Source organism: Corynebacterium sp. MSK071 (assembly GCF_030232125.1).
GTDB classification, from domain to species: Bacteria; Actinomycetota; Actinomycetes; order Mycobacteriales; family Mycobacteriaceae; genus Corynebacterium; species Corynebacterium kefirresidentii.
Genome location: NZ_JASPJA010000002.1, coordinates 161,676 through 175,900, shown reverse-complemented (window position 1 = coordinate 175,900; position 14,225 = coordinate 161,676). Strand labels below are relative to the sequence as shown.

11 protein-coding genes are annotated in these 14,225 nt (G+C 56.1%); 7 read left to right on the top strand and 4 right to left on the bottom strand.

Translation table 11 applies throughout. From position 1 onward, the window contains the following. Positions 1 to 342 precede the first annotated feature (342 nt). Positions 343 to 1,560, bottom strand: coding sequence for an amidohydrolase (locus QP990_RS02220; protein WP_023020751.1), 1,218 nt, complete (start codon positions 1,558 to 1,560; stop codon positions 343 to 345). Positions 1,561 to 1,820: 260 nt separating this feature from the next. Here QP990_RS02220 and QP990_RS02215 point away from each other — a divergent pair, with 260 nt between their 5' ends. The 6 genes from QP990_RS02215 (at position 1,821) to QP990_RS02190 (ending at position 8,606) form a co-directional block, all read left to right on the top strand. Further along, positions 1,821 to 2,801 carry a carbohydrate ABC transporter permease gene (locus tag QP990_RS02215; protein ID WP_023020750.1) on the top strand — a complete coding sequence of 327 codons (981 nt, stop codon included), beginning with the start codon at positions 1,821 to 1,823 and terminating at the stop codon, positions 2,799 to 2,801. Positions 2,802 to 2,807: 6 nt separating this feature from the next. Continuing rightward, positions 2,808 to 3,674 (top strand): carbohydrate ABC transporter permease, encoded by an 867-nt coding sequence (locus QP990_RS02210; protein ID WP_396127267.1) that lies wholly within the window; start codon positions 2,808 to 2,810, stop codon positions 3,672 to 3,674. Between the two features lie 80 nt (positions 3,675 to 3,754). Then, positions 3,755 to 5,077 (top strand): ABC transporter substrate-binding protein, encoded by a 1,323-nt coding sequence (locus QP990_RS02205; RefSeq protein ID WP_023020748.1) that lies wholly within the window; start codon positions 3,755 to 3,757, stop codon positions 5,075 to 5,077. A gap of 47 nt (positions 5,078 to 5,124) precedes the next feature. Further along, a complete protein-coding gene (locus QP990_RS02200; protein WP_023027821.1) occupies positions 5,125 to 6,246 on the top strand; it encodes an ABC transporter ATP-binding protein in 1,122 nt (373 codons plus the stop codon). A 175-nt stretch (positions 6,247 to 6,421) separates the two neighbouring features. Further along, positions 6,422 to 7,039: a hypothetical protein gene (locus QP990_RS02195; RefSeq protein ID WP_284798213.1), complete on the top strand. Its 618-nt coding sequence runs from the start codon at positions 6,422 to 6,424 to the stop codon at positions 7,037 to 7,039. 172 nt (positions 7,040 to 7,211) lie between these two features. Continuing rightward, the gene (locus tag QP990_RS02190; RefSeq protein WP_023020745.1) at positions 7,212 to 8,606 is read left to right on the top strand and encodes a GntP family permease; all 1,395 of its coding nucleotides are present in this window, start codon (positions 7,212 to 7,214) and stop codon (positions 8,604 to 8,606) included. Between the two features lie 8 nt (positions 8,607 to 8,614). Here the strand turns inward: QP990_RS02190 and QP990_RS02185 are convergent, their stop codons facing one another. Beyond that, positions 8,615 to 9,124, bottom strand: coding sequence for a gluconokinase (locus QP990_RS02185; protein WP_023020744.1), 510 nt, complete (start codon positions 9,122 to 9,124; stop codon positions 8,615 to 8,617). A 102-nt stretch (positions 9,125 to 9,226) separates the two neighbouring features. On the opposite strand from QP990_RS02185, the gene QP990_RS02180 reads away from it, so the two are divergent. Further along, positions 9,227 to 11,707, top strand: a complete 2,481-nt coding sequence (locus QP990_RS02180; protein ID WP_232212579.1) for a DUF262 domain-containing protein — start codon at positions 9,227 to 9,229, stop codon at positions 11,705 to 11,707. Between the two features lie 113 nt (positions 11,708 to 11,820). On the opposite strand, the gene QP990_RS02175 is transcribed toward QP990_RS02180, so the two are convergent. Together QP990_RS02175 and QP990_RS02170 are read right to left on the bottom strand one after the other, a co-directional pair. Next, complete coding sequence (locus QP990_RS02175) at positions 11,821 to 12,762, bottom strand: nucleoside hydrolase (protein ID WP_023020742.1); 942 nt, start codon at positions 12,760 to 12,762, stop codon at positions 11,821 to 11,823. 9 nt (positions 12,763 to 12,771) lie between these two features. Next, positions 12,772 to 14,196, bottom strand: a complete 1,425-nt coding sequence (locus QP990_RS02170; RefSeq protein ID WP_023020741.1) for an MFS transporter — start codon at positions 14,194 to 14,196, stop codon at positions 12,772 to 12,774. Positions 14,197 to 14,225: the final 29 nt, after the last annotated feature.

Below are 14,225 nucleotides of genomic sequence, written 5' to 3'. Positions count from 1 at the left end.
GCGTTTATATGGCGATTTCCACCCCATTACCACAATACTCACAGGTAAAACGCAGGCCTGTAACAGGCTAGGGAGTTATCTTAAGTTCATGCGTTTGAGAGAACGCAAGAGAGATAGAGAGAACCAGTTCCAGCGCCCTGCGGCCCCAAGTGAGGCCCGGGCGTTGGAGCTGTTTTAGGGGTCTGCCGGTTAATTGCACTAAGAAACGGTGGACGCAGGAAAACCTTGCATAGAGAAAACTCACCAGAATTGGCGGCTATGAACTACTCCCCCACAGCCCGGATGCCAGCAGCAATGGCCGCACATCTTTTAAGAACCGTGCGGCCATGTACAGTTTCCCGCTTAGTCGTTGCCCAGATAGCTCAATGCAGCGGCAGCAAGTGCTTCGGTGCCAGTGCGCAATGTGGGTTGGAGCAGCGGGGCGAAGTGCGGGCTGTGGTTGGGAACATCTTTTCCCTCTTCGCGGCCGGAAAATACCCAGAAGCAATAGGGAACCCCAAAGGCACGCGCAATGGTGGAGAAATCCTCACTGGCTGTGAGGGGTTCTGCGGTAAGAACGCGGTCGGCGCCGAAGTAGGATGTGAAGACTTTCTGGAGCCGCGCCGTGGTCTCGTCATCATTGCTGGTAAGCGGGTAGGCATCGTGATAGTTAAATTCAGCAGGCTGAGGGCTACCGGCAGCCTGGCACTCAGCGTTGACGATGCGCTCGATGGCGCCGGAGATTTTATCGCGTACTTGCTCGCTATAGGCACGCACGTTGATCTTCAGGTTAGCCTCAAAGGGAATGATATTTGCCTTCGAACCGGCATTGATAGCACCCACGGTCAACACCCCAAACTCGGAAGGGCTTAGTTCGCGGGAAATGACTGTCTGAAGGCGCATCACAATGGAGCTGGCCAGCACCACTGGATCGACGCTGCGGTGTGGCATGGAACCGTGCGAGCCTTGGCCATAAACCTTGACATCCAGACTTACCGCGGTGGACATGAAGGGTCCTGCGGCAAGAGCAACGGTGCCAGCAGGAAATTGGCTAGCAAAAACATGTTGACCTAGGACAACATCGGGAGTTGCTACCTTATCTACCAGACCGTCATCCACCATGGACTGGGCACCGGCAGCGATTTCCTCGCCCGGTTGGAAAATTAGTTGCAGGGTGCCGGACCACTGGTCGGTGGCCTGCGCCATGAGCGCACCCATGCCCAGCAGGCTGGCCACGTGCGAATCGTGACCGCAGGCGTGCATGACGGATATGGGGTTTCCATCCGGGTCAAGAGCGGTATCGGTGGAGGCATAATCCAGGCCAGTGTCCTCCTTGACTGGTAGGCCATCAAAATCCGCGCGCAGCATGACAGTTGGCCCGGCACCATTTTCTAAGATGCCAACCACGCCACCGCCTACATCCACTTGTTCAAACCCGAGGTCAGCAAGCTTGCCCTTGATGATGCCAAGCGTGCGCTCCTCCTGCATTGATAGCTCCGGGTGCTGATGCAGGTCCTTATAAAGTGGCTCCTGCCAAACTTTGACGGAGTCATAGTTGCTGCAGACAGTGCGGACAGACATTGCTTCCTCCTTGTGGAATCGCGGTGGAATATGGGTGCCAGTGTAGAAGGGTGGGAGGAAGGTGGGCGTCGGCAAGCAAGGCATTTTTGTAATGCCAGCCATAGTTTTATGGAAAAGAGACAGGCACCACGGCCTGCTGAGCTGGAGTTTTTAAAAAAATTTGATGACGCATCCACTTTTAACCCATCGGACATTAATAATTCACTGATTGTTTGTTTTTCATGTATCTGGGCTTCACCCGTCCACCCTAGATTGACCGAGTGACCTTTCAGGAAGACTCTCTCAGTGGCGGCAACTCAGGCACTACCATCGCCCGTCACGCCCACACGGAAATCCCCAGTGATTCTGCGGCGCTGGTGCGCAAAGCAGCGCGCAATCGCCACAAGGAATGGCTGCTGGCCGCAGCGCTTTTAGCGCCGAACCTGATCCTGCTGGCTGTATTTACTTACCGGCCGCTGCTAGATAATATCCGGCTATCCTTTTTCAATTGGAATATTTCCAGCCCTACCTCCACCTTTGTAGGCTTGGACAATTATGTGGAGTGGTTTAGCCGCGAGGATACGAAGACCATCGTGCTCAACACTGTGGTATTTACATTCTTTGCGGTCATTGGCTCCATGATCATCGGTCTAGCACTGGCATTGCTGCTCAACCAGAACATTAAGGGCCGCAACTTTGCACGCTCGGTGGTCTTCGCGCCCTATGCCATCTCTGGCGCGGCCATTGGTATCGCCTTCCAATTCGTCTTTGACCCGAACTTTGGCCTCATCCAGGACATGCTGGGCTGGTTCGGCATCGACTCCCCGAATTTCTATGCCGTGCCAGGCTGGGCGATGTTCATGGTGACGTTCACCTTCGTGTGGAAAAACCTTGGATATACCTTTGTCATTTATCTAGCCGCGCTCCAAGGCCTAGACAAGGAACTGGATGAAGCCGCCGCTATCGACGGCACCGGACGCTGGCGCAAATTCTGGCGTGTGACCATGCCGCAGCTGCGCAATACGACCTTCTTCCTTTCCATCACGGTGCTTCTTAACTCCGTGCAGGTCTTCGACATCATCAACGTCATGACCCGTGGCGGCCCACAGGGCAATGGCACGCAGACGTTGGTCTTCCAGATTTATAACGAGACCTTCGTCAACTTCCGCGCCGGCTACGGTGCGACTGCCGCCACCATCTTGTTCCTGATCCTGCTCATCATCACCCTGATCCAGGTACGCATCATGGATAAGCGAGGTTAACCCACTATGGCTACTTCAACCCTTCACATGGTCACGGATGAATCCCCCACCACCCGTCGCGCCAAGCTCGTAGGCGGCTATTTGGGCATCCTCGCGGTACTGCTCCTTATTGGTCTCCCGCTCTTTTGGATCCTCATGACCTCTTTCAAGGCCAAGGGCGATATTTATACAGATCCGGTCAACTGGCTGCCGCCGGTATGGGAGACTGAGAATTACTCCGATGCCACCACCCGCGTGCCTTTCTGGACCTACCTGCGCAACTCGGTAGTCATTACCGCAGTGCTGTCCATCATCAAGATTGTGCTTGGTGTCATCTCTGCCTATGCGCTAGCCATCCTGCGCTTCCCAGGCCGCCATCTGGTGTTCTTGTTGGTCATTTCCTCACTCATGGTGCCCAGCGAGATCACCGTCATTTCTAACTACGCCTTGGTCAATTCCTTGGGCTGGCGCAATACCTTCGTGGGCATCATCGTGCCGCTGGCCGGCGTGGCTTTCGGCACCTTCCTCATGCGCAACCACTTTTTATCCCTGCCCTATGAGCTGGTGGAAGCCGCCCGTATGGACGGCGCCGGCCCCATCCGCCTGCTTACCAAGGTGTTCCTGCCGGTCTCTTGGCCAACGCTGACCGCGTTTTCCGTCATCACCATGGTCAATGAATGGAATACCTACCTGTGGCCATTCCTCATGGCCGATACTGAGGACGTTGCCCCACTGCAGGTGGGTCTGACCATGCTGCAAAACAACGATGGCGTGACCAACTGGGGTCCGGTTATGGCCGCCACCATCCTCACCATCATCCCGATGGTGATCATCTTCCTAGCCTTGCAAAAGTACATGATTCAAGGCCTGACCACTGGCGCCGTCAAGGGATAGAAGGAGTTCTACCCCACCCACGCTCGCCGTTTCCGCATACTTTATTTTCCCCCTTAACCAGGAATTTTCAGGAGAACTACATGCTACGCCGCACATTCCTCGCCCTTGCTACCACAGCCGCATCTGCCACCACTCTCGCCGCTTGCGCCGGCACCTCTTCTACTAACCCACAAGGCGGTAAAGACAAAGGCGGCGATGGTGAAGTCACCGAATTGACCTGGTGGTCCAACCACCCGGGCACTTCTAAGGACATTGAGAAGGAAATCATCTCCCGCTTTGAAAAGGAGAATCCTGATATCAAGGTCAACCTCGTTGATGCCGGCAAGAACTACGAAGAGGCTGCACAGAAATTCAACGCCGCGCTCACCGGCCAAGATCTACCGGACATCGTGGTGCTTTCCGACGTCTGGTGGTACAACTTTGCCATCAACGGCCAGGTCGCCAACGTGGATGACCTGGCGAAGGAAGCCGGCATCGACCTGTCTACCTATGTGCAGCCACTCTACGAGGATTACAACTACGACGGCGGCCACTTTGCGCTTCCTTTCGCTCGTTCCACGCCGTTGTTCTATTACAACAAGGATGCGTGGAAGAAGGCCGGTCTGCCTGACCGCGGCCCGAAGTCCTGGGATGAGATGGACGAGTGGTCCAAGAAGCTCGCCGCGGCCGATTCCAAGATGAAGCCATTTGGCTGGGGCGATGCCGTGGACTACCTGGGCTGGATCTTCCAAGGCCCACTGTGGTCCAAGGGCGGTGCCTACTCCGATGAGTGGGACTTGAAGTTCACCGATGACAAGACCATCAAGGCCGTCGAGTGGCTCAAAGACATCACCGATGAAAAGAAGGGCTACTCCTACGTGGGCAATGACATGGCCATGGAGTTCGGCACCGGCCGCGCAGCCGCGACTGTGCTGTCCACCGGTGACCTGGCAGGCCTGACCGATACCGCCAAATTCGAGCTCGGTACCGCCTTCCTGCCTAACCCGACTGGCGAGGGCGCCTGCCCTACCGGTGGTGCTGGCCTTGCCATCCCAGCTGGCATCAGCAAGAACCGCCAGTTGGCTGCAATTAAGCTCATCGACTTCATCACCAATGAGGAAAACACCTGCTACTGGTCCCAGAACGTGGGCTATATGCCGGTGCGCTCCACCGCGGTAGACAACAAGGATCAGAAGAAGTTCATGGAGGAAAACCCGAACTTCGAAACCGCCATCAAGCAACTTCCGGAGACTCGCCCGCAGGATAATGCCCGTGTCTTCCTGCCCGGCGCGGACCAGGAGATTGGTGGTGCTTTCGAAAAGATTGTCACCAACCGCGATGACGTCACCAAGGTGCTTACAGACCTGCAAAAGACCCTGCAGTCCATTTATGACAACCAGGTCAAGACCGTCATCAATAAGTAGGCTCCCCCTGGCGCCCTCCTCCCCTCACTACATTCTGAAAGGTAACCATGGCTACTGTCACCTTCGATGGCGCAAGCCGCATCTACTCCAAGGATGCTAAGCGCCCCGCCGTTGACCGCCTCAACCTCGATATTGCTGACGGCGAATTCTTGGTCCTTGTCGGCCCCTCCGGCTGCGGTAAGTCCACCAGCCTGCGTATGCTCGCCGGCCTCGAGCCCACCGACCGCGGCTCCATTCGTATCGGTGGTAAGGACGTCACCGGGGTGAGCCCCTCGGACCGCGACGTGGCCATGGTCTTTCAAAACTATGCGCTCTACCCCAATATGTCCGTAGCGCAGAATATGTCTTTCGCACTGGAAAACCGCAAGGTCCCTAAAAGCGAGATTAAGTCTCGCGTGCAAGAGGCTGCGAAGATCCTGCAGATGGAAGATTTGCTGGACCGCAAGCCCGCCAATCTTTCCGGCGGCCAGCGCCAGCGCGTAGCTATGGGACGCGCCATCGTGCGCGAGCCAGCCGTATTCTGCATGGACGAGCCCTTGTCCAACTTGGATGCCAAGCTGCGCGTATCCACCCGCGCGCAGATCTCTAACCTGCAGCGCCGCCTTGGCACCACCACCGTCTACGTCACCCATGACCAGACGGAGGCGATGACCATGGGTGACCGCGTCGCAGTTCTCAACGCCGGCGTCCTACAGCAGGTGGATACCACCCGTACCATTTATGACCGCCCGCAGAACGTCTTTGTCGCCGGATTCATTGGCTCCCCGGCGATGAATATCTACGACCTATCCCATAACTCCTCGGAGCTGCGTATCGGCTCTACCCCCATCAACTTGGCCAATTACAACTTCGATGGCGTTGAGACTGTCACCGTGGGCATCCGCCCTGAAGACTGGCAGTTAAGCGATACCGGCAACGGTGGGGCAAAGTTTACTGTCGCGCATATCGAGGAACTGGGTAACCAGACCTACGTTTATGGCGACCTGAACGACGCCGCGGGCAGCAGCTCCGCCGATGGCATCCTTAAGTCCTCTACCCGCATGGGCGGTCAGACCGGCATCCTGGTCAATGCCCGCGGCCGCTATGCGGTGGGCGATACTTTCTACGTTTCCCCCGACCCGGACCGAGTGCATCTATTTAGCACCACCACCGGGCAGCGCCTGAACTAGAAGCAGCAAATAGGCAGTTGACACCTTAGATTCTTATTTTTCCCTTTGCAGAAGATAAGAAACTGATATATGCTCGCACACATAAGACGCCCGTGCAGTGCCGTTTACCACGGATATTGCTCGGAATATTGCACTCAGCGAACCTTAAAATCAACCGAAAGGTAATTCACTGCCTATGCCTTCTTTCAAGAAGCTATCTGCCGCCACTTTGGCTGCAACAGCCATCCTCGGCACCGTCGCCGCACCGGCCGCCAGCGCCAAGAGCGACCCAGTTCGCTCCCTTATTTCTCCGGGCACCTGCAAGACCATCACCAAGCTGGCCAACGATGGCAAGCCGGTCCCGGATCCTTCCATTCTCCACGATGAAGACTCCGTAAAGCCGTACTTCAAAGATGGCGTGCTGGAGTACAAGGTGGTCGAAAACTTCCCGTACCGCAAGCAGCTGGATGCCGCGGTTGCCGAGTGGAACAAGGCCCTCAAGGGCAAGGCTTCCCTGAAGGAAGTTAAGCCTTCTGAGGCTGATGATGACACCATCGCCATCATCTTCAAGCCCGACCCAAATGGCTACGTCCAGGGTGCCGCTTACCCGGATCACAAGATGGTCTTCATCAAGATTCCTAATGCCCAGTACCCAGAAGCAGTCCAGGGCACCATCGCTCACGAGCTGGGCCACATGATGGGCGCCGGTCACTCCTGCGCCGGCGCGCTCATGGCCGGCGCTAACCAGAACCCCATCTCCTACCATGTGACCCCGCTGGATGCGGCGGCTATTATCCAGGATCAGTTCGACTAAACGCCCGACGACTCCTCTCCCCTAGGCCCAGCACTGTGTCTAGGGGATTTTTCTGTCTTTACCCGGCTACGTGTTGGGTAGGTCGCATTCATCCGATTGTTTTAGGCGGCACACAGGCCTACTGCTAACGTTGCCGTTATTCAAAGGTTTGCATTAGAAAAGGAGTCCGCCCATGGATACGTGGGAACCCACCCTGTCGACCGGCCCGCTGCTGGGCATTGCGGTGGCCGCCATCGCCGTAACTTTGGTGTTGGTCATCTATTTCAAGCTTCACGCCTTCCTCACACTATTGGTGGTCTCGGCACTCACGGCGCTGGCTGCGGGCATTCCCCTCGACGGAATCGTGCCCACCATGACAGAGAGCTTTAGCTCCACCCTAGGTTCGGTGGCACTGCTCGTAGGCTTGGGCGCCATGATCGGCCGGCTGGTGGAGGCTTCCGGCGGCGCTAAATCGCTTGCCGACGCCATGGTCCGCCGCTTCGGCGAATCCAAAGCACCCCTAGCACTCGGCCTAGCGTCGCTCATTATGGGCTTTCCCATTTTCTTCGATGCCGGCCTGATTGTGATGCTGCCGGTTATCTTCGCCGTCGCTCGCCGCTTGAATGGCCCTGTCCTTGCCTTCGGTCTGCCGGCAGCTGGCGCATTCTCGGTCATGCACGTCTACCTGCCGCCGCACCCGGGCCCCGTTGCAGCCAGCGAATTCTACGGCGCCGATATGGGTCTCGTTCTTTTAGTCGGACTCATCCTAGCCCTGCCCACCTGGTATATCTCCGGCTACCGCTTTGGACTGCTCTCCGGTAAGAAATTCCCCATCAAGGTAACCGATGCCATCGCCGGTCCCCTCCTCACGGAGGACGAGCAACCTCACAAGCCTGCCTCTGCCGCCACGGTGATTTCCATCCTGCTCATCCCGATGGTGCTCATCTTCTTTAACACCGGTCTCAATGCTTTGGCGTCCTATGGCACCATCGACGCCGACGCCGCGTGGGTACGGTTCTTTGTCATGCTGGGCCAAACCCCCATTGCCCTGCTGATTACCCTCCTCGTCGCGCTCGTGGTCTTGGGCCTGCGCCGTGGCGTAGAAAAGACCGCGTTGGAAAAGCTTGTCGATTCCTCCCTCGGCCCCATCTGCTCGGTCGTGCTTATCACCGGTGCCGGCGGCATGTTCGGTGGTGTGTTGCGTACCTCCGGGATTGGCGATGCGCTTGCTGATTCCCTTTCCGGCCTCGGCATCCCCGTCATCCTGGCCTGCTACCTCATCGCCGTGGCCCTGCGCCTGGCCCAAGGCTCGGCGACCGTTGCGCTAACTACGGCTGCCGCCCTCATGGTCCCAGCCGTAGAAGCTGGTGGCTTCAACGAGCTCCAGCTCGCTCTTATCGTTGTTGCAACCGCCGCCGGTTCCGTCTTCGGCTCCCATGTCAATGACTCCGGCTTCTGGCTCGTCGGCCGTCTCATGGGCATGGACACCATGACCACGCTTAAGACCTGGACTGTCAACCAGGTGCTCATCTCCGTTATCGGCTTCGCCCTAGTCCTGGTCATGTACGGCGCCGCAGCCGCCTTCTAGCGCCAGCTTTAAGTACCCGCTTTAATCCATGCTGCGGCATCGCCCGCAATTTCCGACGCAGGCCGTGTCACATCAAAGACCCGGCCGGTTTCGTCATCTTCCAGCGGCTCCAAGGTATCGAATTGCGATTGCAAAAGCGATGCCGGCATAAAGTGCCCCGGCCGATGCTGCATGCGCTCATACAGCACATCAAAGTCCCCGTGCACGTGGACAAACACCACACCCGGGCAGTACTGGCGAATAAGATCCCGGTATTTCCGCTTCAACGCGCTACAGCCCACCATCGCGCCTTCCGGCCTATCCGCCAACCACTGACCAATCTGTTTCAGCCAGGGCTCTCTATCCGCATCATTGAGCGGAGTTCCCGCCGCCATCTTGTCGATATTGGCCTGCGGATGCATATCATCGCCATCGCGATACTCCAGCCCAACCAGCGGCGAGAGCGCCTCCCCCACCGTTGTCTTGCCCGAGCCTGATACTCCCATGACAACGACGTGGCGGAAAGGGTGCTGCTTCATGGTGGCTCCTTGGGTTAGTGGTGTCTACCCCTCGAGTTTATGCAGAAATCGAGCGCTGCCCTACTTGACTACGTACTCACCTCTGCCCGAATAACACCATTTATGTCATCTATTATGGCCCTGTCGTCTATTCTCTCTCGCGAAAGGCCTTTCATGCGCGGCAGTATCCGTGAAATCTATACGCTTTATGATGGTAATAATCGCTGTCTTCTCATTCCCGTTTACCAGCGCAACTACGACTGGCAGCATAAACAGTGTGCTCGGCTATTCGATGATCTGGAAGAAATAATTAGCAGCGAGCGAAAGAAACACTTCTTCGGTGCGGTGGTGGGAAAGAACCAAGATTCTTGGAATTGGATTGTTATCGACGGCCAACAAAGACTTACAACCGTCAGTATCCTCATGCTTGCATTCGCGCACGCCCTCCAAGAGGGCGAAATACAAAGTGAAGATCCCACGCTGGCCGAGAAAATCATTTCGGACTACCTTCGGATCGGCCAAAACAAAGAAAACCCGCGCTTCAAACTTAAACCGGTGAAAGATGATGACAAGGCCTACCGGAAACTATTTGGCCCTGAAAGCGAATTCATCAGCTCCTCCAACGTAACGGCTAATTACCGCTTTTTCCGAAAAAAGCTGCGCTCTACTCAATTAAACGCTGACCAAGTTTGGAATGCGATTTGCCGCCTTGAAGTAATGCACTTGGATCTCGAAGAGTACGACGAGCCGCAGCGCATCTTCGAAAGCCTCAATTCCACCGGCCTAGAGCTTAAGGAAGCTGACAAGGTCCGCAACTACGTGCTCATGGGGTTGGATTCAGCCAAACAAGAGCAGTTGTATAACGATCGCTGGAATCCAACTGAAGCTAACTGTCGCTTTCAGACTGACTCATTCATTCGTTGGTACCTCACTACCTACACCACTAAAACCCCACGTGAACAGGACGTATACGAGGCTTTTAAAGCATTCGCTTCCAAGCGAAAAACGAGCATGCCAGAACTACTGGATGACTTGTACGCCTATTCCAAGTATTTCCGAGAAATTCGAGAATCCGATACCGGATATCCTGCAGTAGACACGCAACTTAAGCGGATGAACGAGATTATGGGTGCGGTAGTACTCCCGTTCCTCATGCCGCTTCTGCGTGACGCCCACGAGCACAAAACCACGCCCGAGGATTTCCTCGAGGTACTGCTCACAATTGAGTCCTACATTGTCCGACGTTTTGTCACTGGTATCGCCACCAACTCGCTCAATAAGATCTTCGCGACTATGTACTCAGAGGTCAGAAAGCTGCATACTGACGGGGCTCCTTTCGCACCAATCGTCATCTATCAGCTCAATAGGCGTTCGGGCAGCGGACGTTTCCCAACCGACGCTGAATTTAGAGAGTCCTTCGCAACAAAGGATTTCTACAATATTCGAGCATACTGGCGTCAGTATCTCTTCAATTGTCTAGAAAACGGCAGCTCAAAAGATATTCGTGATGTCTCCTCTGCTCTGGCCGAAAACAAGATTTCCATCGAGCACATCATGCCCCAAACACTTACTGAGACTTGGCGCCAAGAACTTGGTGACAAAGCCAAGGAAATTCATGAGACCTGGATAAACCGAATTGGCAATCTAACTGTCACGGGCTACAACTCCTCTTACTCGAATTCTCCATTCAAGGCCAAGAAGTCAATGGAGAATGGTTTCGATAGCTCGCCGTATCGCCTTAATGATCTTCTTAAGAAGTCCGACCGCTGGACCTTGATCCAGCTTGAAGAGAGAAACGAGCTTCTCACCGATAAGGCGCTCAACTTCTGGACCTCTAAAACCACTGACTTCACGCCGCCGAAAGCCATTCTCCCCAAGGAGCCAATGGGAGACAGCGAAGATTTCAGTGGCAGAAAAATAAGTGGGTTCGAGTTCGGCGATTTTAGAAAGACCACGAAATCCTGGGCTGATATGGTCGAAGCGGTACTAAGCTATCTACTCCACGAGCATCGCACCGAAATTTTCTCCTTCGCGAAATCTTCGAAGTTTTTGCGCTTTGAAAAGCCTGCGACTGAGAAGACCCGCTCCTATAGAAAAATCGAGGAAGGTCTCTATGCTCAAGTGGGAAACAACACCTCCGCTAAAATCTGGTTCCTGCGCGCTCTTTTCGAACACCTCGACCTAAATACTGAAGACCTCGTTTTTACCTTCCCCGCTTCCAAGACGGACCCAGCGGAAGGCATAGATGACCAGAATAACGAAACCCCTGTTGGCAAATACGCAGAGCTAACCAAATTCTTTGATCAACTGGTTGAAGCTAGAGAGCTGACGGATGCACCCGAAAATACTGAGTCGCTTCGCGAAGAATTCATCAAGGACTTTGAAGAATTCAGCACCACGAATCCTGAAGCATTATTTGATGGTAAAGAGTTCGATAGTTTCATCTCCACCACCGTGCCTTCTGAAATGAACGATGCCCAAGTGCTAGCTGTTCTAACTCAGCACATCAAGGTGTCGCAGATGCTCGGCGGAAGCTACTTCCACCAGAAAATTAAGGACGGTTCCATGGCTGAATTGGTTCACCGACTACGTGATTTCGCATAAACCACTCGGTGGGAGCCTCTGCCAAGAGAAAACAGCCACGCTATGGCCCCTAACTGAGGGCTTAGGGGCGATAACGTGGCTGAAAGTTGGGTGGCTCGCGGGACGAAAGTGGCCTAGGCGAGGTTCTTGAGGGCCTCGGTAACCAGCCGCCAGAAACCGGCGTGGTCGAGGGTGGTGGCGACTTGGGTGTGGCAGGAGGCGTCGGCAGGCTCGCGCAGGTCGGTGACGGTCATGCCGGTAGTAAGGGTGCCGGCAAGCTCGACGTGGACGGGTGCTTTACGGGTCTGGACGATATTCGGATCGATGAGATAGGCGATGGTGCACGGGTCGTGGACCGGCGGGTTATCAAAGCCTTGGTTGGCCTGGTAGGCCTTGCGGAAGAAGCCGAAAAGGCCGACGACGAACTCCGAGACTGGGGTCTCCAAAGCCTTGATTTCTGCTTCGACCTCCAGGGTGGCAAGCGCCTGGTGGGTGAGGTCGAGACCAACCATGGTGACGGGCCAAGGCTCTTCAAAGACGATGTGGGCGGCCTCAGGATCGATCTTGATATTGAACTCGGCGACTGGGGACCAATTGCCTTCGTGGTAGCCGCCGCCCATGAGGACTACTTCCTTGACGCGCTCGACGATGCGCGGCTCCTTGCGCGCGGCCATCGCAATATTAGTTAGCGGCCCAGTAGGCACGAGGGTGATGGTGCCGGGCTCGTGGGACATGATGGTGTCGATGATGAAGTCGATGGCGTGGGCGTCGGCAAGCGCGGTGCTTGGTTCCGGAAGTTGGACGCCTTCCACGTCCATGCCGGTGGAGCCGTGGATGGCCTCGGCAACCTCGACGGGGCGCACGAGTGGGCGGTCGCAGCCGGCATAAACGGGAATCTCCGGGTGACCAGCGATTTCCTTGACCACCAGGGCATTATGGGAGACCTTATCCAAGGTCTGGTTGCCGCCCACGGTGGTAATTCCCAGCAGCTCGATGGTGGGGTTGCCCATGGCTAGAAGCAGGGCCACCGCGTCATCGTGGCCGGGGTCGCAGTCCAGAATGATTTTTCGCGTCATGCCACGAGCCTACTTTCGGGCGTTGACGGCCGCCACGGTGTCACCGATGGACTCCGGTCGTGGAATGCGGAAGGACAAAGCTAGGGCTGCAAGCAGAATGATGACGCCGGCAATCATGCCCGCGCGGTAACCATGCTCGAAAGACCCGGAAACCGCGAACAGCACTGCAAAGGACAAGCCCGCGCCTAGGTTGAAGGCGCCGGCGTTCATGCCGGGCAGGTAGCCCTGGTTATCGGCCGGCGAGAGCACAATTCCTAAGCCATTGAGCATGATATTGGCAATGCCCGCGTAGGTCACGCCCAAGAAAATAGAGACGAGAAGCAGGGTCCACGCGTTCGGGGCACCAACCACGAAGATAGAAATAATCAGGCCGACGACGGTACCGATGAGGCCGGTTTGCAAGACGTATTTATAGCCCAACTTGGAGGCCATCCAGCCGGCAATCGGGCCGAAGACCAAGCCGGCGAGGGCGTATGGGGTGAGCGTGACCCAAGAAATGGCGCTGGCAGAAATTCCGGCGCCGGCATCTGCATCCTGGCCAAGGTTAGGGATAAGGCCATTCATCACGGCAAAGACACCGGTCATGGTGAGCAGCGTGGTAGAAAGCAGTGCCCACGTGCGGCGTTGTTTGAGGTAGGCCACCGGTACGAGCGGATCGGCGACCTTCCTCTCCACATTCCAGAAGGCCCAGAAGCCGGCGGCACCGATGAGGAGAAGGATGATGACGAGGAGCCAATTGGCCTCAGCAAGCTTGCCGGCTTCGTTGAATGCGGTAAGAACGCAACCCAGCGCCACGGCCAGAGGTAGAACTCCTGCCCAATCCATGCGCGGGGTTTCGGCGGCCGTGGACTCCTTGGTAAATACCTGCACCGCTACTACTGCAATGACGCACAGAACTGCCATGGTCCAAAAGACCGAGCGGTAGCCAAAGTTGCCTGCCAGCCAGCCGCCGGCCAGCGCATCCACACCGGCAATACCACCGTTTACCGAGGTCACAATGCCCAGCAACAGGGCGTACTGCTGTTCATTGAGCACTTGCTGGCGCAGCATAATCAGGCACAGTGGGACCGTAGGCCCTGCCACGCCTTGAATGATGCGGCCGATAAGCAGCACAGCGACGTTCGGTGCAATGGCTGATACCACGCAGCCCAGCGCAGCTACCGCCATCATGCCAACGAGGACCTTCCTGCGTCCGATGAGGTCACCCCAGCGCGGCAGGAACAGTGAGAACAATGCTGCGGCCGTAAAGAATGCCGTTTGCGTCAGGCCGATCTGCGCGGTGGTAGCTCCCAGCTCATCTTCCATCGTCGCCAAGGCTGGCGAGAGCATCGACGCATTGAGCTGGAACGCAAACACCGCAGTAAGCAGTGCGAACATCAACGGGATATAGGAGCTTGGCTGGAGCTTTGGGGGCTCAGAGGTGGTGGAAGTCATGGCTTTCAATGTAGTTGATGAATCCTGCG